Genomic DNA, 21,174 nt, shown 5'->3' with positions numbered 1-21,174 from the left:
AGAAATCACCTCTATACCGATTTTCGCACTAATGGTAATGTCATACAGCGAATACCACCACCGCCTTTTTCAAGCTCTGTCACGTCAATTTCCACAATATTTTTCTTTTGTAATTTTGGATGCGCTTTAAAATGCTGTTTAGTCGCCTTTTTACTGACTAACAATGTTTCGGGATTGAGATTTAAAAAATTGATATCAGGAATGGTGTTATACTTTTCTAACCAATACAACTCAAACCCATGACGATTGAAAAATTGTTCGGTCATATCAAAACGAGTCCCACTTGTTGTAATTATTTGGATAGGAAAATAACGCATAAAACTTTTCGCTATGACGACATCGTTGTTGGCAATATTACAATTCATATCTAAATGCAGTGTATCCGAGCTTCGAGGCAAATCAATAATGCCTATTTCAGAGAAACCTGCTTGAAAAATACTGTCTTTTATCTGCTCTACACCCTGCCTTGTCGTTCTTACACCTATATTAATAAGCACAGCATCACGATTTAACACCATCACATCTCCAAACTCTAATACATGGCTACTTTCCTTAGCGGGCATAAAGTGTTGCGGAAACCATTTCTGAAGTAATGTGTGCGCATGTCCATATTCAGGTCGTCTAATCGAGCTACCCGCTGCACCTGGTAGCATTCGGTTACCAAACACACATGCAAGATCACGCACAAAATAACGATTTAGAAGTTGTTCGCTAAGGTGCTGTGCATCTGCTAATAGATGTGTTGCGTAATCTATTACGTGCACGCCTGCCTGTTGTAAAGTCTCTTTCAACTCCATAAAACTGTCCATTGCTTGGGTATGTGAAACAGCCGCACTCCATTGTACATTTTCTGCCGTTTTTAAATCGGGTACATCTAATTTGGAAGGCGCACAAAGCATAACCGCAGTAAGCTCTCCGTGCTCCGACCAACAGCTTGGTTGAAATGACATCATGATGGTAACTCCCCCTTTTCGTCGCGATTATTGTTAGCCTTACCAGCAACTTAAAGATTATACGATGCAGCGCTACAAGAAAACACACCATACATAACGGTGTGTCTGAAAGTGTAAACAAACTCATAGAATGAAACTGTTTCTGGATTTCCACTTCGTACAGACGCTTTCAAGGAACAGCAAAAAATGAAATACTTCTTTTAAACGTTTACTATGACAATCTCATGACCACGTAGAATTCTTTGCAAAGGCGAGGAGGTATATTGTTACCTCAAAAATATTCGGCATGCTAGGAGCTTGACTAGTTGAGTGGAGTGGAAGGCGCGACACTCCAGCTCAGAACAACACGAGCTGAAAATCCATTTTTTACGGCTTTTGTCGCAAAAATTAGTTAAAGCCGTGCCTGCGGAAAGGGAGCGCCTGGAACGGAATTCAACGATATGTTTACGTAAAATACTCTAGTTTCGCATTGGGGAAAAATTTTTTCATATAGCCATAAAGATGTTCTTTTATGTCTTCCTCTTCTTCTTTTTGATAAATATATTTACCAATCCCATATTTCCCCCACTTGTATCTTCTCGCAGTTTCATCCAATTCTAATTTTGTCATCGGATAGTTTTTTTCGATTACCTTTTTCGCAGGCTTTGTAAAGCGATGTTGAATAAATTCAAAGGTAATATCGTCCCTTACATCATGGGGCAATTCCGCATCTAGACGCTCAAACATATGATAATAGCCTTCCTCCCAACCTTCGTGCAGATAAATGGGCGCAACAATAAAACCTAGAGGATAGCCTGCTCTCGCTACTTTTCCAGCCGCTTCAATGCGCTTATCTAAAGGAGATGTGCCTGGCTCAAAGTTTTTAATCACATAGTCCGCATTTACACTAAAACGAAATCTTGTCTTGCCATTATGTTTGGCATCTAATAAATGGTCCACATAATGGAATTTCGTTACAAATCGCAGTAAACCAAACTCACTTTGTCCAAAATGCTCAATCGCTCTTTTTAACGTATGTGTTAAGTGATCAATTCCAACAATATCTGATGTACACGATGCTTCAAAGCGCGTAATTTCAGGTGCTCGTTCTGCCATATAGTTGTCTGCAGCTTCAAGTATTTCCTCAACATTGACATATGTGCGAATATAAGGTTTGCTGCCCATCGTTGTTTGCAAATAACAATAATGACAATGCCCCATACATCCAGTGGCAAAAGGAATAGCATACTCTGCTGACGGTTTAGAAGTATCAAATTTTAATGTTTTTCGAATACCCACGACGAGCGTTGACTTGGCAATCCGATACTTTTGCAAATCATTGTCTCCAGGAAGATTGCGCACTTGATTATGAGATGTAGTATAACGAATTTCTATGCCCATTTGCTCAAACTTCTCTTTTAGTTCTTGTCCAAGCGGATAGTCGAGCGCATCAGGTTCAAAATAAACGAGCTGAGGTGTAAATGGTTTTCGCATCCTCTACCTCCATCAATGAAAGTATTGATGATATGCTTGCTCCGCATCCATCTCACTTGAAAAAATAACAAAGTCATTCGTTAACGGATAGTAAGTTTCAAAAAGAAATAACGCCAATTCATTTGGATTTTCCGGATTAGTAACAACTGCCGCTTCCTGTATATTTGCGACATCTTGAATATGTGGATTGCGGTAAAAGATATAAACAATATCCCCTGCATTGTATGATTGCTGTTGCATTTCTTCATCCTCCATTAGTCATTTCTATTAGTTTGGCTAAAGAAAGTGAAATTATGTTGTGTATTGAAATCATATTTCCACCTAGCTATTTACTCGAAGAAATTATTTCAAAATAACAAATCCTAAGACAGATCTTCTTATAATTAGATAAGTAATTATTTCCTTTTTCTACTCTATTCTTTTTATCAAATTCCGTTAACAAGCAGAGTTTACTTTATATCTCTAAGTACCAGTTAGTGCAAGATGTAAAACTGACCACTATTTTTTTTACAAAATTGATACTTTTAAATAGGCCAAGCCTTTGCTAATGTTATCCTAGCATGCAGCATTGATTTACGAAGTAAGGTTTTGCGCAACTATTCTTTGACATTGAAAAAGCAAATAAGGAAGGTTTACAACTATGCAAAAATCAATAAGCTATTCACATTCACGCACTTTTGATCTCATTCTATCAGCCATGTTAATTGCACTTGTGTTTGTAGCAACACTCACATTGAATATTAAACTACCTATTAAAGCAAATGGTGGATTGGTTCATCTTGGTACAGGTATGCTCTTTATCGCATCTATTCTTTTTGGTCCTAAAAAAGGTGCCATTGCAGGTGCAATAGGCATGGGTTTATTTGACGTTGTATCTGGATGGACATTGTGGGCGCCTATTACAATCGTAGCTCGTGGCTTACAAGGCTATATCGTAGGGAAAATCGCTTGGTCGAACGGACGCAAAGGAAACAGCATTGCTTTTAATGTTCTTGCTATGATTATTTCAGTTCCATTTATGGTAGCCGTTTATTATGTTGGGGAAGGTATTTTATATGCCAATTGGGTTGCACCATTGACTTCTATTCCTGGAGACTTAGTTCAAAATGTTTTAGGAATGATTGTGGCAATTCCGGTTTGTATTCTCTTAAGAAAAACACCGATTTTCAAATAAATATTCGTAGTTCTTTGAATTGTTCTCGCTGTTAAATCAGCGAGAATTTTTTATTTGCGATACACGCCTGTTCCCTTTACAAATAAAAACCCCCGTAAAAGTTAGATTGATGTCTAACTTTTACGGGGCAGTTCGCTTGCGCGAATGTGTTTTTTCTATTTGGATAAATCTATTTTTTTATTTAATAAGTAAATGGTCACGCCACCAACAGTCATCGATAATAATTCTCCGACACCAACCGTAAACCATGTCGCCCAAAATGGCAGATCATACAGTATCGTTAATTGGCCTGCAACAGTAAACATCGATAGTGCAAAAATCACTGCTGTGATGACCATTTTCCAACTATCCTGCTTAATGTTTTTAGTTACCATTCGACAAAGAATTAATACTAGAAATGTTGCAATTCCGCCAATAGGCACATCAAGAATCCAAGTCGGCGACATAAAATTTGCTAATACAACACCTAGAGTTACTGCTACTACATAGCGTTTATTGTACAGCGCCAAATAGTTGAACATCTCTGACAAACGTAGCTGCACTGCTCCAAAGCTAATCACTGACAATAATACAGTTACAGCCACATATAAGGCTGCGACAAGTGCTACTTTAGTAAGTTCCCTTACAGAAGTACGCGGTGAATCTTTTACAATAGATGTATTCAATTTACATTCTCCTTTGTAAAATAGCAAGTTGCTATTTTAGTAATAACTACGACCAAAGGAAGAGAGCATATTGCCCTAACTGAAGTGCCGTAGTGTAAGCTGTTTTTGCTTACTTGCGTATTATAGCAGAAGAATGATTCATTGACCAATACTATTTCGCAATCCAACCACCGTCAATTGGTACCACAGCTCCATGTATATAATCTGCGGCATGACTCGCCAAAAAAAGCGTTAAATTCGCCACTTCGCTTGGTTGTGCCCAACGACCCGCTGGCGTCTCATTGGCAACCCATTTTGCCATTTCACCATCGCCTTCAAAATCCGCTTTGGTCATAGCTGTTTGAATAGCTCCTGGTGCAATGGCATTCGCACGTATCCCCTCACGACAATAATCTAAATCCAACTGTTTCGTATAGCCCACAATGGCATGCTTGGATGCTGTATAAGCCGCACCCCCACCTCCTGCAATCAGCCCAGCAATAGACGCCATATTAACGATGATGCCCGATTTACGCTTTACCATATGAGGCAAAATCGTATTCGTTACAAAAAAAGTACCCTTTACATTCGTATTCATAATTTTGTCCCATAGCGCCTCATCGGTATCTAGTGTTTTGGCAAAACCATCTAAAACGCCAGCTGTATTCAGTAAGATATCTACGCTGCTAAAGCTTGCCATTGCTGCTTGAAAAGCGTGCTCTACATCACTTTTCTTACAGACACTTCCTAGCGTATAAGCAAAGCGCTCAGGGTATTGCTGCTGTAATTGCCCTAACCCTCGCTCATCTACATCCAAACCAAAAACATAAGCACCGTTTTCTAAAAAAGCAATAGCTTGTGCTTGGCCAATACCTGACGCAGCACCTGTAATAAACACTGTTTTACCATTATATTCTGCAAACTTCATAGGATCTCTCCTTTATAAAAAGTAATCTACTACTAAAAACACTGACACAAGTCGCAGCTCTACATGCATTGTGCCAGCTCTTATCAACTATACCGCCTACAAAGCTTAACCTTCATATCAAAAAAATAGCATACTAAGAATCACTTAGCATACTATTATAACCTTTGAAACGACACTGAATTTAGTTTACGATTTTCCAATCTTCGGCTAATAAATCACATACTGTTGGTGTGAACATCGTGTAACCCTCGCCACGCACATTAATTAAAAAATAGGGGTTCAAATTCTCTCCGTCGTGCACGCTTTGACCTACAAGCTTAACATATAATTCAGCACCGCCCCATCCTTCACGAATTACTTTCTCGCCCGCCTTTAAACGCGGTAATACTTCTTCAAACGTCATCTATACTCATCCTTTGTTAATCTTTTCTAATATGCCATACGAAAAAAGTATACTGGATATTTATTTTGTTTACAACAGAAGCTAGTTCATTTATAATTTTCATTCCAACTACTTTTTTGTTATATTAGTTCCTTATTTAGTAATATATTGGAAATTTAGAAACAACAGCAATATAAAAAAAGAATAGCTTCTCTACTTTTGCTCAACGTACCAACTCATTTCCTACCCCATGAAAAAAGAACCTTCAATCCAAAATGGATCGAAGGTTCATAAGTTGATTAGTTTTTGTTTAGACCTAGAGTCTCTGCTGTTGAAGTATGAACTTCTTCAAGAAGCTCTGGATTTTGTAATAATGAGATACCGTAAGATGGAATCATTTCTTTTAGTTTTGGCTCCCACTCTTTAGCTTGTTGAGGGAAACATTTTTGAATAACTTGCAACATAACGTGAACGGCAGTAGATGCACCTGGTGAAGCACCTAATAATGCAGCGATTGATCCGTCAGCAGCACTTACTACTTCGGTACCAAATTGTAATGTTCCTTTACCGCCAGCTTCAGTATCTTTGATAACTTGTACACGTTGACCTGCTACGACAATATCCCAGTCCTCGCTTTTAGCAGTTGGGATAAACTCACGTAACTCTTCCATACGTTGATCTTTTGATAATAACAGTTGTTGGATTAAATATTTTGTTAAAGACATTTCTTTAACCCCTGCCGCTAATAATGTTGTAATATTATGCGGTTTTACAGAAGCAAATAAGTCCATGTTTGAACCTGTTTTTAAGAATTTTGGTGAGAAACCAGCAAATGGTCCAAATAGTAATGATTTTTTGTTATCGATAAAGCGAGTGTCTAAATGTGGAACAGACATTGGTGGTGCACCAACTGCAGCTTTACCATATACTTTTGCATGATGTTGTTCAACCACTTCTTGGTTTTTACAAACCATAAACAATCCACTAATTGGGAATCCACCAATGTGTTTTCCTTCAGGAATGCCTGATTTTTGTAATAATTCAAGACTTCCTCCGCCAGCTCCAAGGAAGACAAATTTTGCTGTATGGTATTCCATTTTACAGCCATCTTTATCATGTACTTTTAATTCCCATAAACCGTCTTTCGTACGTTTAATGCTTTCGACACTATGGTTGTAGTTGATATCTACATCTTTCGCTTTTAGGTGGTCAAATAAAATACGTGTTAGAGCACCGAAGTTAACGTCTGTACCAGTGTCAATTTTTGTTGCAGCAATGGCCTCATTTGCTGGGCGGTCTTCCATAATAAGCGGAATCCATTCTTTAAGTTTTTCTGGATTATCAGAGAATTCCATCCCTTTGAAAAGAGGATTATTTGACATTGTTTCATAACGTTTTCTTAAATACTCAACGTTTTTTTCACCTCTTACCATACTCATATGTGGTAATGGCATAATAAAATCTTGCGGATTTTGGATCAGCTTGTTCTTTACAAGATATGACCAAAACTGCATCGAAACCTGGAACTGTTCATTAACATTAATTGCTTTGCTAATATCAATAGTACCGTCTGGTTTTTCAGAAGTGTAGTTAAGCTCGCATAGTGCTGCATGCCCTGTTCCTGCATTATTCCATTCATTAGAGCTTTCCTCACCGGCGTTTGAAAGTTTTTCAAACACAGTAATATTCCAGTCCGGTGCTAATTCTTTGAGCATTGTCCCCAAAGTCGCACTCATAATTCCGGCACCAATTAAGATGACGTCTGATTTAGTTACTCTGTTACTCATTTTTACCATCCTTATATTTTAAGATTTGCAGAAATGATGTAGGTGTAAACTAGTCACACACCTTTTCTGTATCAACTATAAACTTACAATAGTCTATCACAACTATTTAAAGAATAAAATATCTACTACAATATTATAGTAATAAACTAATTAAAAAGTAGTAAAAAGTGCGAAGTCCGCTCATAATGTCCTTTGTACATATTTAAAACAAAAACCTTCCCCCTGTTTCCAGGAGAATGGTGCATTGATCAAATCGGATAAATGCATCGTCTGAAAGATGTTATATGTTGTATAAAGTCAACTGATTGAATTTTAGTATGCTACTACTAAAATAATTTATCCATCATTTTTTAATGAAAGATATTTTTTAACTTCACTCATACTAAAAGCACTAGACCTTTTAGTCTAAAAGTGCTTAATCGACTCTATTTTACATGATTTGCTAACATTCACAAGGTACCTTCAAACTAATTTTCGCTTTTTCGACGGGATATTCCAGCATTTTCACTCCAATTATGTATAAAGGTCAAAAGACACACTTCTTTAAACAAACGAAACAATTACTTCCAATCCTCTTCAATAACAAAAGCTCAACAATTATTTTTTCTCATTAAGCTAAGTGTTACAAACCAAACGATTATCTGTCACTTGCCTCATTAGTTACTGTATACGCTTCCATTAAATCTATCAAGACTTAAACCTTGGTTTTATTATTCTCTTCCTTTTTAAGGAAATCATATACAACCTACAAAAATATTTTCTTCATATTGTTATATAACACAATCAAGTTTACCATACAACAACAAAAATTATTAGAATATTTTATTTTTTAAATAACTTATACATCAAGGAATTTATCTTTTCCAATAAATTCATTGCCCTAAACAGACAACTAAGGTAGGTCACTCAATGATAAGTGACCCGCCCTTTCGGTATACAAAATACAAATAATTATAAATTTAGATGTATATTTAATCGATTTTTATAATCTACCATACTACAGCGTACCTTCCTTATCTACGAAAAATAAGAAAACACCATAAGCTCTAATAAACGCAAGAAAAAAACGCCAATCCTGTATATGGATTAACGTCTCTATAAATCGGTATCGTACTTTTTCGTCGATAGAATATTGAACTATTGGTTGCCACAAACTATTACGCCCGTGCATATTAGTCTGACAGCACAATGACATTTTCTGCAACCTGCTTTTGATCAGTAGAATTGGGTATTTCAATTAAATCAAAGGAGACTTTTTGGCCTTGTTTCAGAAAGCGAAATGCATTTGGAAATCTTTCCTTATCCGGCAAAATCGAGCTAAAATGAACAAAAACATGATTGTCTTCCTCACCATTCAGCATAATACGTCCATAGCCTTTTTCATTTTTATACCATTTTACAATTCCTTCTCGTTTCATTTCTATCCCCCAAAATTATTATTGTAACGTCCCTAAGGTTGCTAAATCGGCTAATGTTAGCTGTTTTACAATTTCATAGCCATTACCCACACCTTTGGGCTTAATAATAACGGTTCCCATGCTTGTCATTTCACCTATGGCAGTCCCTTTCGGAAAACTGTGTGCAATAATTACTTGATTAGTCCCAGGTGGTGGTTTTACTTCTAGATGTTTTTGGGCTTCCATTACAATTTGTTGTTGTTCCGTAGTGAAAATCGTTTCTGCTAATTTAGTAATTGAAAACCAGAACGGGTCAATTTGTAGATACATTGTTGGAAATGCAAGCTGTGCGGTTTCAATTGTTCGACAAAACGGACTTGTCATTATAGGTGAACTAATTGGAATTTGCCAATACCGCAGCATTTGTCCATAGTAAACGGCTTCTCGCCGACCGTAATCAGATAAATTTCTTTGCGTATAGCAGTTTTGAAAATTAACATATGGCTGATCTTCACCAACAGTTGCTTCTCCATGTCTAACATATAAAATCAATCCACCTGCTCTTAGTAAATCAAGGATTGGCTGTTCCAAATTGTTTTTATCCTCCTAACCTGCCCTATTAGATTTACTGTTAATGTATGATTGATATTAGCTCATACATGCTATGCAAAAACATCCGCATTTTCTTAGCAACAAAAGCCTCCTACTCTATATATGTAGGAAGCTTAAGCTATTATTCTATCCTGTTAAAATGACTTTGCTTCACGCGAAAATTAGCCGTGAAGGAAAAAACTGCTAATAAACAGCCCTATAGACAAACCACATCAAAAAATTTTAATACTATCAGCCAAGTACATTTGCCCATTTACTTTAAAGGAATAATGACAATCGCTGTTGTCTCAAATTGTGCAGTAGATTGGATAGAAATGGTGCCGTTGTATTTTTTCACAACTTCTTTCACAATAAACAAGCCTTGGCCTCTAATTTTTCCTAGTTCAGCTTTTTTCGTTGTAAACCCTTGCTTAAAGATTTGATCAGGGTCTGGAATTGTTGGTCCTGTATTAACAATTTCAAATACATACTTCATTTCATCCGCATGACAACAAATTTTCATTTTGCGTTCACTTTCAGGCAATTCAGTTGTCGCATCAATCGCATTATCAATTAAATTTGATAATAATTTAATGATATCAGTTGTTTTTATTTTATCGAAAGTATCCTGTGAAACCGATATATCCATCTCAATATTATGATTTTGAGCAGCTAACTTTTTTGTTTGCAATAAAATTGACAGCCCCGGATGGTTAATATTTAATTTCAATGACTTTATTTCCTGTACCTCTTTAGATAATGATGATAAATACTGTTTCGCTTGATCTGGCTCTCCCAATTGTAAAAGCCCATGCAACACTTGAATATGGTTGGTAAAGTCATGTCTTAAGGACGATACAGAGGTAATTAACGCTTTTATTTCAGTTTGGTAGGTATCTTCTGTTACCTCTACTTCTTTTGTCACTTCTTTTTGATACCATCTCTGTAAAAAGAAAAACGATGCAATAACGATTACTATAAATATTCCATTGTAAATAAACAAGAATAAATTATTTTCTAATACTTTTCCTTTGTTACCATTAAGTTTGTCTGCGCTTATATCAATCCCGAGATAGCCAATAACGTGACCTTCTTCATTCTTAATAGGAGCGCCTACAGAAAGATAATCTCCGTGTTGAGGGTCATTAATGACATTCGTAACATATGTCAACCCTTGATAAGCTAGTTTGATTTGCTTTTCTGGAACAGTACAAATTTGTCCAATATCAAAGCCTACTGTGAGATGATTAGGAACACCGGCAATCATCGTTTTTGATACTTTAGGATTATCAATTTCTAACGTATAGACATTTAAGGCCCCTATTTTTTCTCGTGCATCATTTAAGTATTTTCTTATTTCCCAATAAGTTGCATTTTTCACAGGATTATTTGCAAATTTTTGATACAACTTAACATCAATTGATGATGCGATGGAAATAGCCGCTTCTAAGCTTTGGTTAGCGATAGATTCTTCCACCGTCTTTTTCATTTTCACATATGAAGTGAGCACATTTAAACTTGTGAACAATGACAATAAGACTGTCGCTAATACTAATATTAGTTTAATTTTACGATTTTTCATACAAACTGGTACTTCCTCATCTATTGTATTCATTATTTAACGATGTGTAATTACTCCTAGAACAAATTAATATTTATATTAATAACAATAATATTATACTATAGTAATTTTCGTTTTTTCATGTATATTTTTTAAAGTACGTTGAAAACAATACTTTTATCCAAGTTTATTTTTAAAACTTAGTAATTGTTATGCAAAAATGGAATAATTTATTTTTCTTTCGAAAAGCGAAATAGCTACAAAACGAAAGGAGAATAGCCCAACAAATGTTACGCCATTCCCCTATTTATTCTATTAAATTATAAACCAAGCCTAACAAATTAGATAGCCTGAATTATGTTTCCTTTAATGGTTATCGGAAAAATAAGTTTACCTTCGATAAATTGTTGGAGAGAAAATGATTGCGGCTCACAATTTTCACCTATTCCAACAACTACCTCTAATTGCTTCGGTGAGTATATAACAGTATGGAGAGTACCAAAATATTCTTGATATTGTTTAAAAAATAACGGAGAATCTCCATTATTGAAATGGTGATAGACAGACATGGTCGTACGCGCATCTACTACATAGCGATTTATAAAGCTTTTTCGTTGTTTTGAACCCTCAATGCAAGCTTTGTTTTTCCCTGCCAATTGTTGAGACTCAAAATGATTTGTGCATATAAGCGGATGTTCAGCAGAAACTACCCGCTCTATTGGTGTAGCCTCCACCACAACTGCTTTTCCACTTTGATCTGTCATGGAGTAATTGTAGCAATAGCGATGTGGAATTTTATTTAAAAGTGCAATAGCCTCTTCAATATTTTCACACTGTTCAAGCACTATTTTAACGATTGTAGTCGCCAAAAAGCCATCTCCTTTCCAATCATTATTGACAAAATGCAGCCCTACTACAAGCCCTTTTTCATTCATTCCATCTAACCTACCAATAATTTGCTGGCTAAAACCTACACTGGCATACCCTTTAGACGGTTTAGAAAAAACGAGTCTTGCATCATACATAACTGGACTAAAATCATAATTTCTTACATACTTCCCATTGTGTACAACCGAGGTACATCCCATATTTGGAAATATTATATTATAACCGCTATACATTTTTATAATGGTTTCATACGGCTGTTTTAAGCCAAACGCTAATCCCTTCATCTCTTGCAAAAGATTGGGCGAAACATGTCGCAACAGCTCTTGTACCCGCTGTGTATTACAAGTAGCAGATAAAGCTAACAGTTGTTCATTTTGCGCTAAATGTGCATTTGTTTTTATTTCGTTACTTTGTTGAAAACCTATTTCATAAGCATCGCCTCTTAAAGCTACTACAGATACGATTAATTCTTGATATTTATTCATTGAAATCCCTCCCATACAGCTATTCAATCTTCAGTATCATCGTAATCCTTCAAGTAACTGGAAGGTCAAGGGTATAAAAAAAGTTGCCTTCCTATAGGAAGACAACCTTTAACGTGACCAAATCAGTAGTAAAAGGTATAGATAAATTATTTTGGTGAAATAAAGATATTATCTTTATTTACATTATCCAAAACAAACGATACCCATTAGCTAAAGTTTTTTTCTTTTGATTTGAATGTTTTACAACACGTATCGGATGATTGAATGGCTGCTGCCTCTTCTGACATTGTATGCATTTCAAAGTCAGAAGCAAACTCCGCATCACGTTTGTTCGTATTACGTTTATCCATGTCGATTGCAATTTTTTCAGCTCCGCAATAATTACCTTTGGCATGGAAAACACAATTTGATACTGCACAGCTAACTTGGACATTCGGCATAACTATCCACCCCTTATGATTGGTCTTGAAAAATATAGAATGGAAAATCTAATCTATACTCTTCACTTTGTATTTTGTCCAATCCATAGGTTTTTACAAGTCAAGCTTAAAAATAACTTCAACATAATCGGTCAATACGATTGCAAGCAGCACATGTGATAGATGTAAATTGTCGTGCTACTGAAAGACATCTAATTTTTGCTCGATGACCTCGTCTCATCTTGAGGATGTAAAAATTTTGGTCGTTTACTATATCCTTTTGGCGATAGACGTATTAATGTTTTCTTGGTGTCGGACCAGTTTAAATTGGCACCAATATTTAAGTACGGAACGCTTAATACACGGATATTGGCAAAGTAAATAAGAATGAAAAACAAGGACAAAAAGAAACCAAATAATCCAAAGAAAGCGGCCATTGAGATAACAAATAACCTAAAAATACTCATTGCAGTTACAAAGGATTGATTGACAAGAGTATAGGCGGCAATACTTGAGATGGCAATCACCACGATCATGGAAGGACTCGTTATGCCTGCCTTGATTGCCGCATCTCCGATGATTAGTCCACCTACGACACTCATTGTTCCACTCAAAATAGACGGTAAGCGTAGATTTGCTTCGCGAAATATTTCAAACATAAATAACATTAGCAATATCTCCAATATCGTTGGAAAAGGCAAGCCAGTACGTGATTGGACAACCGTCGCTAACAGTAATATTGGCATCTGCTCTTGATGATAAGTCGTTAATGCTAGCCAAAAACCGGGTAAAAGCATACTTATTAATATCCCTACGATTCGTAACAGACGCTCTAATGTACCGACCATAGATGGATAATCATTATCCTCACCTGATTTAAAAAGTAGAAACATATTAGGCGGCGTAATAATTGCGTAAGATACGCCATCGACAAAAAGAAGTATTCGTCCTCTGACTAGCGCTTGTATTGCGAAATCTGGTCGCCCTGTATAATCATGTCGCGGTAAAATTTTCGCGGTTTTTTCCACACTTTCCATCATTATATCGCCACTAAAGACAACATCTGTATTAATTTTCCTTAATTGCTTTTTTAGTTCCGTGACCATATTTTTGTCCGTTATATCACCCATGTATAGGACAGCCACTGTCGTTTTAGAGCGCTTTCCGACTTCCACTGTTTCCACGCATAAAGAATTTGTAGGCAATCGCTTACGAATTAAGGCCACATTAATAAAAACATCTTCTATAAAATCATCTCTCGGCCCTTTTACCACTAGTTCTTGCTTTGTTTCTTCAGGATTTCGATTTGGTTTTTTTGTAATTTTACTTGAAAATAAAATTTTTTCCCCTTCAAAGTAAAGCAAAACAAACCCTGAATATACACGCGTAATAGCATCATCTAAATTGGTTACTTTTTGAAGATTAGGAATGTGTAAATCGTTTTTTATTTTTTCCTCTAATAAGTTTACAGAGCTGTCTTCAAACAAAGATTGAACTCGATCGATAATGACCTTATTCAATAAAAACTGATCGACCATCGACTCACATGTAATAAAATAAACATGCTGTTGTTGAAAGGTAAAAGATTGAAAAATTACGTCAGCAGAGCGTTGAAATAATTCTTTCAACATTTTCAATTCGATTTCTTGTTCTATTGATTGAATATTCCTCATCTCCTACTGAACCAAATTCAAACAAATTATTTTACTAAAATACTTATAAACATATATTTCCCAATGTCCAAAAAATTATGCAATAAATTTTACGACCATGCATCCTTTTAGCCAATCATTTTTTGTAAATTAGCCATTTCAATTGCAGACATCGCTGCATCATAACCTTTATTGCCAGACTTTGTTCCAGCACGTTCAATCGCTTGTTCAATATTTTCAGTTGTGACAATACCAAAAATCACTGGTACATTTGTCGAAAGCGATACGTTTGCAATGCCTTTAGCTGATTCGTTACACACATAATCATAATGCGTTGTAGAGCCACGAATAACTGTACCTAGACCTATAATGGCATCATATTTTTTCGTTTCAGCTAGTTGCTTTGCGATAAACGGTACTTCAAATGCACCTGGTACCCACGCAACATCTATTAAATCATCGTCTACACCATGACGCTTTAGCCCATCTAATGCACCACTTAATAATTTACTTGTTATAAATTCATTAAAACGACCAACAACCACCGCTATTCTTAAATCATTGCCAATTAATTGTGCTTCAAATGTTTTGCCCATCATTTCATTCTCCTCTTTTACATAGTAAGTGAATTTTCTATTTGCATATGTTGACGACGGTATGTTGCTAATGCGTCAATCGAAATCATTTTTAATTTATGTTTTTTTGCATATTTCACTAAATCATCAAAGCGTAACATTTCCCCATCATCGCCCATAATTTCACATATCACGCCAGCTTGTACACTGTTGCAAAGTTTAGCCAAATCGATAGTAGCTTCCGTATGCCCTCGACGCTCTAATACCCCATTGTCTTTTGCTATTAGCGGAAAAACATGTCCAGGTCTACGGAAATCCGATGCTTGTGCATGTGACGCTAGCATTTTTTGAATCGTCAAAGCACGTTCAAACGCACTAATGCCTGTTGTTGTCTCTTTATAATCAATACTGACAGTAAACGCTGTTTGGTGATTATCAGTGTTATCTACGACCATTGGCTGCAACGCTAATTTTTGTGCAAGCTGCTGTGAAATGGGTGTACAAATAAGCCCCCTACCATATTTCGCCATAAAATTAATCGTTTCTGGTGTCATGAACTCTGCAAGGGCCAGTAAATCTCCTTCATTTTCACGGTCTTCATCATCCACGACAACAATCATATTGCCCTGTTTTAAATCGGCAATCGCTTCTTCAATTGAATGTAGCAACATTGCCACCTCCTAATAGATATCACTTTATAAATTATGTTTTTTCTTTCTATAGCAGGTTAAAAACCATGCTTCGCTAAGTAATCTTTTGTAATAGTCGACGATTGCTGACTACCCTTTAGCTGGTGAATAATGTATTTGCCTACTAAATCGGTTTCGATATTGACTAGTGCCCCAACATTTTTAATTCCTAGTACGGTTTCTTTGTATGTGTGTGGAATAAGCGATACTGTGACACTGTTTTTTTCAACATGAAAGAGCGTTAAACTCGTTCCATCAATTGTGATTGAACCTTTAGGAATACAATAGCTTGTTAAGTCTTCTGAAAGTTCGATCTCAATATAGACCGCATTTGCCATTGGACGTTTACGTAAAATTTTCCCTACACCATCTACATGCCCTGAAACAAAGTGGCCACCAAATCGTCCATTGGCTGGCATTGCACGCTCTAAATTGACCGCATTTCCAACAGTTAGTTGCTGTAAATTCGTCGCTTTCACTGTTTCAGGCATTACATCCATTGTTAGCTCTTGGTCATTATAATGAGTTACTGTCAAACAAACCCCATTTACGGCTATACTATCCCCAAGCTTCACATCCGCCACTATTTTGGGCGAAATCACCGTTATTTCCATACTTCTCCTATCGCTTTGCAAGGTTTTTACTGTACCAATATCCTCAATAATACCTGTAAACAATTTTCCACCTACTTTCTTAACCCTATGTCGTAAACCTTTTGATAGTGATTATTTTAATTCCCCTTTCATTTTTTATAATCGAAACAAACAAAAAACCCCTTTCACATAAAAGGGGTTTTGGGAGTACTTGTCCATAAGACGTCACGAAATAAACCTAGTGGATACAAAAATTTTCCACAGGCTGCCATCTCATTGTTCTTCTCCCATCCAGACTATCACTGTCGGTTTTGGATTTGCACCAAATCAGCTTGCGCTCACGGACTTTGAATTGCTTCATCACCGCCGATTGGGAATTTCACCCTACCCCGAAGAACAGATATTTATTCAATTTTTGCCTAAATAAAAAACTTCCCAACAGAAGCGATGGGAAGTAGTATGCTATATAAGCGTAGCCAAATAGACCTTTTAAAGTCATACGAATTTAAAAAGCTTATACTTTCACCCTTCTCCCATCCAGACTGTAACTGTCGGTTTTGGATTTGCACCAAATCAGCTTGCGCTCACGGACTTTGAATTACTTCATCACCGCCGATTGGGAATTTCACCCTACCCTGAAGGATATATTATTTAGTTACTTCATACGATAACATTATTTTAATAGATTATCCACCTAAAATTTTATTAATATTCTCAGATCCTTACTTACTTTGGCACACAAACTATACGAGCAGATTTAAAATAATGATTTATCCTTTGTTTGGATAAAGCTCTTTAACAAATACTTTCATGACTATATCTTTAGGCTATATCCAATTTAAAACACCATCAATGTATGCTTCATTGTTTCTTAAAAGAAACTTTCATCTGTTATAAGCGTTACTTCTTACATGACCACATATAACCAGCTTGACATCTAAAAATTGGAATGTTAGTGTGTGTTATTATTCAACGCTACTCATATAACACAGTCGCTTGTTACTGGCATTGTCAAATTCCCCTCATAGGAGGTTTTTTTATTGTTTACTACTATTTTTAATACAATATCAACCCAACGGATAGTAATAATTTTTTTCTTGGTACTATGCTTTATAGCTTCTGTTATTTTCGTTCAACATAACGAAACATTTTATGAGCGTCCAATCGCAGAAGTTATAAAAACAGAATTGGAAGATTCAACATCTGTCTCAGATATGTACAGTAATGACGATTATTTATACACGCAGCGGATCACAGCAGTACTAAAAAATGGAAAAGATAAGGGGCGGCTTGTTTCTTTAATAAATGAGTATTCTTCTTCTGCCGCTTTTGATCACGAATACAAGGTCGGGAATAAAATATTTGTCTCTATTAAGGCAAATACAGATAATAACGGGACTTTAACAGGTACGATTTTAGACGTCAAACGTGACCAGTACGTATTAGTGGTTGCATGGATTTTTATTTTTTCTTTACTGATTGTTGGAAAAAGACAGGGCTTATTATCAATCATCAGTTTGATGGTGAATGCACTAATATTATCATTCGCATTGGATTTATATATAAAACACGCTAACGTTAGTTTAGTATTTGTCAGTGGTGTATGTATTCTATTATTTACATGTGTTTCATTGATTCTTATTAATGGATTAAATGAAAAAACCTATGCTGCTATGCTTGCAACAATACTAGGCACTTTCGTTTCATTACTTATTACCTTTTTCGTGTTATGGATAACATCGGAAAACGGCCTACGTTATGAGGAAATGCAATTTTTAACACGACCATATCGCATAGTGTTTATGGCTGGGTTATTTATCGGAGCACTTGGGGCTGTAATGGACGTTTCGATTACCATGGCTTCTTCCATGTTTGCTTTATATGAACAAAATCCTACTATTTCAGACAAAGCCTTAAAAGCTTCAGGTCTTGATATCGGCAAAGATGTCATGGGCACCATTACGAGCATTTTATTTTTCGTGTATATTTGCGGCTCCATCCCTATGCTTATTTTATATTTAAAAAATTCTTCTACACTAGGGCTAACACTTTCCATGAATCTTTCATTAGAAATAGCTCGCGCTCTAGCAGGTGGCATCGGCGTTGTTTTAACAATTCCAATTAGCCTTTACACTTCTATTTTTTTCATTAAACGAAAGAGGGTAACAGGATGAATGTATTAGTGTGGCTATCAACCATTTTATTTATTTTGATGCTCGTTATCGGTGGTAAAAAAGGGGTACGTTCATTTCTTTCGTTATTTTTAAACTTCGGGGTACTCTTTATAACAATTTTTTTAATGACCAATCCTAAGAACAGTCCCATTGTGTTAACGTTTATTGCCTGTACAATCATTAGTTGGATTAGCCTATTTTATATTAATGAAAAGAACAGCAAAACAATTACCGCATTTATTTCGACAATGATTACCATTGTGATACTGCTAATTTTTATTGTGGTTGTCACAGAGAAATCTATGATTCAAGGATTTGGAGAAGAATCTGCTGAGGAGATTAGCATATTTTCGCTTTATATTGGCGTTAATTTTGTTCAAATAGGCGCTTCAGTTATTATTATGAGTACAATTGGAGCTATTTTAGATGTCGCCATCTCCATCTCCTCGTCAATGCATGAAATTTTTCACCACAACCCATATATGACTAGAAAAAAATTATTCACATCTGGTGTAAATATTGGGAAGGATATTTTAGGAACAGATACAAATACGCTATTTTTTGCTTTCTTTGGTGGATACCTAGGTCTTTTAATATGGTTTAAAGATTTAAACTATTCGATTGGCGAAATTATCAACTCCAAAGTGTTTAGCACAGAACTTATTACAATTTTTTGTGCGGGTATTGGTATAGCAGCCATTATTCCTATCACGTCCTCAGTTAATGCCTATTATTTAGTCAAAACACGGGAAAAAGAAATTGCCAGTCAATCCAAGTGACAGGCACTTATATTCCTTTTTTGCATTCATGTCATCATGAACGAATGACTATATTGATTTAAGTATTATGAATGGTAAAGCCAAATACCCTTTAAGGAGAAAAATACAATGAAACATATAATATTTGATTTTGATGGCACACTTGCGGATTCCACGGCAGTGTTTGCTTCTGTATGGAATACGATTGCTAAAAAACATGCATTCAAAGAAGTACAGTTAGAAGATATTGATGCACTAAAAAAATTATCGATTGCTGAACGAAGTAAATTATTTAACTTCCCGTTACACAAACTACCTACTATACTCCCGCAATTTTATCGTTTATATCAGCAATCATTACAAGATGTTCATTTATTTCACGGTATGAAAGAGGTCATACAGGAACTTGATAAGAAAGGATATACAATTGCCATTATTTCCTCCAATTCAAAAGATAATATTTTGGCGTTTTTACAAACTAATGGTATCGACCATGTGTCCGAAGTACTTTGTTCGAGCCGTATTTTTGGTAAAGATAAAGTGATAAAAAAGTATTTAAAACAAGCCAATTTAAAAACATCCGATGTTTTATATATTGGGGATGAGCAACGAGATATCGTCGCCTGCAAAAAAGTAGGTATTCCAATTATTTGGGTTGGTTGGGGGTATGATGCCATTGAGATTGTCCAATCCGCAGAACCCGATTACAAAGTATTTACTCCTGCAGAAATACTAACTATTATTTAAGGTTTATGAACTCTATCACCACTGCCTAGGCTCTAAAAAAAGACACTCTTTATAAGTGTCTTAAAATACAAGAGAAGTTGATTATTATTCCTACATCAACTTCTTTCTTATTGTGGGGGAAGCTTTGTTAAAATTTCTTGGTATTTTTTTGCTGTCCTTATTTCCACTGTCAGAAAATCTTGTCCATAGGTCGCCTTAATTAAAAATGGTACATCACTGGTGTTTTGAAATCTAAAATCTAAGCCACCATAGGACACCGTTGCATCTCTGCCCTTTGGAACATATCCTACATCTAATGAATGATGGTGTCGCTCCACAAATTTAATCGGGAGTTGATCGACTGCATTAAACAATGTTGAAGATGTTTGGCAAATCCCCCCACCAATGCCCATAACAAGCTTTTTATTAATAATTTCAGGTGCGGGCTGATAGCCATTCGCTTCATCTCTAGGGCCTACAACAGTATTAAACGAAAAAGTATCTCCGCTACCAACAATCACATTGTGAATGGCTTTTGCTGAAAGTTCAATATTTTTATTTCTTCCAACATCCGCTCCATTGAAGTAGGTTGTATAAGAAGCCACTACAACATCTTCTAAATAGGGTATGTCTTCAAAATAATAGCCACTTTCAGTAATATACAGTGGCATTTCTACTGTGCCACCCGTTGCTGATGCTGCCATAATTTTTTCTACCAATTCACTTTCTTTTAAAATAACTAATGGACTACCTTTTATAATCCGACCATTGTCATCGACTTTATCAAGCATCATTCGCTTATCAAAACCAACTTTTGTTTCTGTGCCTCTCGCTAATTGTTGTGCCAATTGTTCAATGTTCTTTTTATACAAGACTGGGTCTGTTTCAAAGCCTAATTTTATGGGCGATACGATGTGGATGATTTCTTTAGATTGTGGATTAACAATTTCAACCACTACAGGACCTACTTCCTGCCCCTTGTCCTGCGTGTACATAACGGGTTGTTGAACGTCGTCTTTTTCAATTTGTTCATGCTTTATTTTATCCTGACAACCTGCTAAAGCCATTACACTGCCTAAACAAAATACAACCATCCATTTTTTCAATTTAAACACCTACCTCCGACTTACTTACAGCAACATCTTATTCGACTCGTTAAGATAGTGTGTTTCTTTTTATGGATTATTATTGACTGTTGCTTAAATATTTGTTCGTTTACTTTATCTTTTGCAATTAAAAACACACCCATTAAGATTTTGCTATTGCTTTAACAGCATTTTGTAATCTTTACAAGACTATAGTTATATATGTGTCGTTTCCCATGT

At 35.9% G+C, this 21,174-nt stretch carries 21 protein-coding genes and 2 riboswitches; of the genes, 4 read left to right on the top strand and 17 right to left on the bottom strand.

Features of this window, described 5'->3' with window-relative positions; translation table 11 throughout:
• Window positions 1–11 precede the first annotated feature (11 nt).
• From I5435_RS08175 to I5435_RS08165, 3 genes are all read right to left on the bottom strand, one after another.
• Window positions 12–953 carry an arginine deiminase family protein gene (locus I5435_RS08175; protein WP_337983573.1) on the bottom strand — a complete coding sequence of 314 codons (942 nt, stop codon included), beginning with the start codon at window positions 951–953 and terminating at the stop codon, window positions 12–14.
• A 444-nt stretch (window positions 954–1,397) separates the two neighbouring features.
• Complete coding sequence (gene splB / locus I5435_RS08170) at window positions 1,398–2,426, bottom strand: spore photoproduct lyase (RefSeq protein ID WP_024363350.1); 1,029 nt, start codon at window positions 2,424–2,426, stop codon at window positions 1,398–1,400.
• Window positions 2,427–2,438: 12 nt separating this feature from the next.
• Window positions 2,439–2,666, bottom strand: a complete 228-nt coding sequence (locus I5435_RS08165; protein WP_024363349.1) for a transcriptional regulator SplA domain-containing protein — start codon at window positions 2,664–2,666, stop codon at window positions 2,439–2,441.
• Window positions 2,667–3,066: 400 nt separating this feature from the next.
• On the opposite strand from I5435_RS08165, the gene I5435_RS08160 reads away from it, so the two are divergent.
• Window positions 3,067–3,600: an ECF transporter S component gene (locus tag I5435_RS08160; RefSeq protein ID WP_024363348.1), complete on the top strand. Its 534-nt coding sequence runs from the start codon at window positions 3,067–3,069 to the stop codon at window positions 3,598–3,600.
• A 155-nt stretch (window positions 3,601–3,755) separates the two neighbouring features.
• Here I5435_RS08160 and I5435_RS08155 read toward each other — a convergent pair whose 3' ends face one another.
• From I5435_RS08155 to ribE, 13 genes are all read right to left on the bottom strand, one after another.
• A complete protein-coding gene (locus I5435_RS08155) occupies window positions 3,756–4,265 on the bottom strand; it encodes a QueT transporter family protein (protein ID WP_024363347.1) in 510 nt (169 codons plus the stop codon).
• 151 nt (window positions 4,266–4,416) lie between these two features.
• Window positions 4,417–5,172: a 3-oxoacyl-ACP reductase gene (locus tag I5435_RS08150; protein WP_024363346.1), complete on the bottom strand. Its 756-nt coding sequence runs from the start codon at window positions 5,170–5,172 to the stop codon at window positions 4,417–4,419.
• Between the two features lie 181 nt (window positions 5,173–5,353).
• Window positions 5,354–5,575 (bottom strand): DUF2829 domain-containing protein, encoded by a 222-nt coding sequence (locus I5435_RS08145; RefSeq protein WP_024363345.1) that lies wholly within the window; start codon window positions 5,573–5,575, stop codon window positions 5,354–5,356.
• A 278-nt stretch (window positions 5,576–5,853) separates the two neighbouring features.
• Window positions 5,854–7,341, bottom strand: a complete 1,488-nt coding sequence (locus I5435_RS08140) for a malate:quinone oxidoreductase (RefSeq protein WP_024363344.1) — start codon at window positions 7,339–7,341, stop codon at window positions 5,854–5,856.
• Window positions 7,342–8,513: 1,172 nt separating this feature from the next.
• Window positions 8,514–8,759, bottom strand: coding sequence for a cold-shock protein (locus tag I5435_RS08135; RefSeq protein ID WP_024363343.1), 246 nt, complete (start codon window positions 8,757–8,759; stop codon window positions 8,514–8,516).
• A gap of 18 nt (window positions 8,760–8,777) precedes the next feature.
• Entirely contained in the window at window positions 8,778–9,329 is a 552-nt protein-coding gene (locus tag I5435_RS08130) for a histidine phosphatase family protein (RefSeq protein ID WP_337983572.1), read from the bottom strand.
• A gap of 274 nt (window positions 9,330–9,603) precedes the next feature.
• Window positions 9,604–10,911 (bottom strand): sensor histidine kinase, encoded by a 1,308-nt coding sequence (locus tag I5435_RS08125; RefSeq protein WP_337983571.1) that lies wholly within the window; start codon window positions 10,909–10,911, stop codon window positions 9,604–9,606.
• 320 nt (window positions 10,912–11,231) lie between these two features.
• A complete protein-coding gene (locus tag I5435_RS08120) occupies window positions 11,232–12,263 on the bottom strand; it encodes a C45 family autoproteolytic acyltransferase/hydrolase (RefSeq protein ID WP_024363340.1) in 1,032 nt (343 codons plus the stop codon).
• Between the two features lie 206 nt (window positions 12,264–12,469).
• Window positions 12,470–12,703 (bottom strand): DUF1540 domain-containing protein, encoded by a 234-nt coding sequence (locus I5435_RS08115; protein ID WP_025219139.1) that lies wholly within the window; start codon window positions 12,701–12,703, stop codon window positions 12,470–12,472.
• A 191-nt stretch (window positions 12,704–12,894) separates the two neighbouring features.
• Window positions 12,895–14,355, bottom strand: a complete 1,461-nt coding sequence (locus I5435_RS08110; RefSeq protein ID WP_029747299.1) for a spore germination protein — start codon at window positions 14,353–14,355, stop codon at window positions 12,895–12,897.
• A 107-nt stretch (window positions 14,356–14,462) separates the two neighbouring features.
• Complete coding sequence (gene ribH / locus I5435_RS08105; RefSeq protein WP_024363337.1) at window positions 14,463–14,930, bottom strand: 6,7-dimethyl-8-ribityllumazine synthase; 468 nt, start codon at window positions 14,928–14,930, stop codon at window positions 14,463–14,465.
• Between the two features lie 17 nt (window positions 14,931–14,947).
• Window positions 14,948–15,577, bottom strand: coding sequence for a 3,4-dihydroxy-2-butanone-4-phosphate synthase (gene ribB / locus I5435_RS08100; RefSeq protein WP_024363336.1), 630 nt, complete (start codon window positions 15,575–15,577; stop codon window positions 14,948–14,950).
• Window positions 15,578–15,636: 59 nt separating this feature from the next.
• Window positions 15,637–16,275, bottom strand: a complete 639-nt coding sequence (gene ribE, locus I5435_RS08095) for a riboflavin synthase (RefSeq protein ID WP_024363335.1) — start codon at window positions 16,273–16,275, stop codon at window positions 15,637–15,639.
• Between the two features lie 191 nt (window positions 16,276–16,466).
• Window positions 16,467–16,592: riboswitch (FMN riboswitch) on the bottom strand.
• A gap of 120 nt (window positions 16,593–16,712) precedes the next feature.
• Window positions 16,713–16,838, bottom strand: a riboswitch (FMN riboswitch).
• A gap of 393 nt (window positions 16,839–17,231) precedes the next feature.
• Between ribE and I5435_RS08090 the strand changes: the two genes are divergently transcribed.
• The 3 genes from I5435_RS08090 (at window position 17,232) to I5435_RS08080 (ending at window position 19,870) form a co-directional block, all read left to right on the top strand.
• Window positions 17,232–18,365 carry a YibE/F family protein gene (locus tag I5435_RS08090; protein WP_443136940.1) on the top strand — a complete coding sequence of 378 codons (1,134 nt, stop codon included), beginning with the start codon at window positions 17,232–17,234 and terminating at the stop codon, window positions 18,363–18,365.
• On the top strand, window positions 18,362–19,144 hold the full coding sequence (locus I5435_RS08085) for a YibE/F family protein (protein WP_025219135.1): 783 nt from the start codon (window positions 18,362–18,364) through the stop codon (window positions 19,142–19,144). Before I5435_RS08090 ends, I5435_RS08085 begins: the two co-directional genes overlap by 4 nt.
• A 108-nt stretch (window positions 19,145–19,252) precedes the next feature.
• Window positions 19,253–19,870: an HAD-IA family hydrolase gene (locus I5435_RS08080; protein ID WP_025219134.1), complete on the top strand. Its 618-nt coding sequence runs from the start codon at window positions 19,253–19,255 to the stop codon at window positions 19,868–19,870.
• Window positions 19,871–19,977: 107 nt separating this feature from the next.
• On the opposite strand, the gene I5435_RS08075 is transcribed toward I5435_RS08080, so the two are convergent.
• Entirely contained in the window at window positions 19,978–20,943 is a 966-nt protein-coding gene (locus I5435_RS08075) for a VanW family protein (protein WP_337983855.1), read from the bottom strand.
• Window positions 20,944–21,174 lie beyond the last annotated feature (231 nt).

This window comes from Lysinibacillus sp. C5.1, assembly GCF_016350185.1.
In the GTDB taxonomy this organism is placed as follows: Bacteria; Bacillota; Bacilli; order Bacillales_A; family Planococcaceae; genus Lysinibacillus; species Lysinibacillus sphaericus.
This window is presented reverse-complemented; position numbering and strand designations above follow the sequence as displayed.

Coding starts and splice junctions, on each gene's coding strand:
- I5435_RS08120 (WP_024363340.1), bottom strand. CDS start 12,263: ATGAATAAATATCAAGAATTAATCGTATCTGTAGTAGCTTTAAGAGGC.
- I5435_RS08075 (WP_337983855.1), bottom strand. CDS start 20,943: ATGGTTGTATTTTGTTTAGGCAGTGTAATGGCTTTAGCAGGTTGTCAG.
- I5435_RS08135 (WP_024363343.1), bottom strand. CDS start 8,759: ATGAAACGAGAAGGAATTGTAAAATGGTATAAAAATGAAAAAGGCTAT.
- I5435_RS08175 (WP_337983573.1), bottom strand. CDS start 953: ATGATGTCATTTCAACCAAGCTGTTGGTCGGAGCACGGAGAGCTTACT.
- I5435_RS08125 (WP_337983571.1), bottom strand. CDS start 10,911: ATGAAAAATCGTAAAATTAAACTAATATTAGTATTAGCGACAGTCTTA.
- I5435_RS08085 (WP_025219135.1), top strand. CDS start 18,362: ATGAATGTATTAGTGTGGCTATCAACCATTTTATTTATTTTGATGCTC.
- I5435_RS08115 (WP_025219139.1), bottom strand. CDS start 12,703: ATGCCGAATGTCCAAGTTAGCTGTGCAGTATCAAATTGTGTTTTCCAT.
- ribH (WP_024363337.1), bottom strand. CDS start 14,930: ATGGGCAAAACATTTGAAGCACAATTAATTGGCAATGATTTAAGAATA.
- I5435_RS08150 (WP_024363346.1), bottom strand. CDS start 5,172: ATGAAGTTTGCAGAATATAATGGTAAAACAGTGTTTATTACAGGTGCT.
- splB (WP_024363350.1), bottom strand. CDS start 2,426: ATGCGAAAACCATTTACACCTCAGCTCGTTTATTTTGAACCTGATGCG.
- I5435_RS08160 (WP_024363348.1), top strand. CDS start 3,067: ATGCAAAAATCAATAAGCTATTCACATTCACGCACTTTTGATCTCATT.
- I5435_RS08165 (WP_024363349.1), bottom strand. CDS start 2,666: ATGCAACAGCAATCATACAATGCAGGGGATATTGTTTATATCTTTTAC.
- I5435_RS08110 (WP_029747299.1), bottom strand. CDS start 14,355: ATGAGGAATATTCAATCAATAGAACAAGAAATCGAATTGAAAATGTTG.
- I5435_RS08080 (WP_025219134.1), top strand. CDS start 19,253: ATGAAACATATAATATTTGATTTTGATGGCACACTTGCGGATTCCACG.
- I5435_RS08140 (WP_024363344.1), bottom strand. CDS start 7,341: ATGAGTAACAGAGTAACTAAATCAGACGTCATCTTAATTGGTGCCGGA.
- I5435_RS08145 (WP_024363345.1), bottom strand. CDS start 5,575: ATGACGTTTGAAGAAGTATTACCGCGTTTAAAGGCGGGCGAGAAAGTA.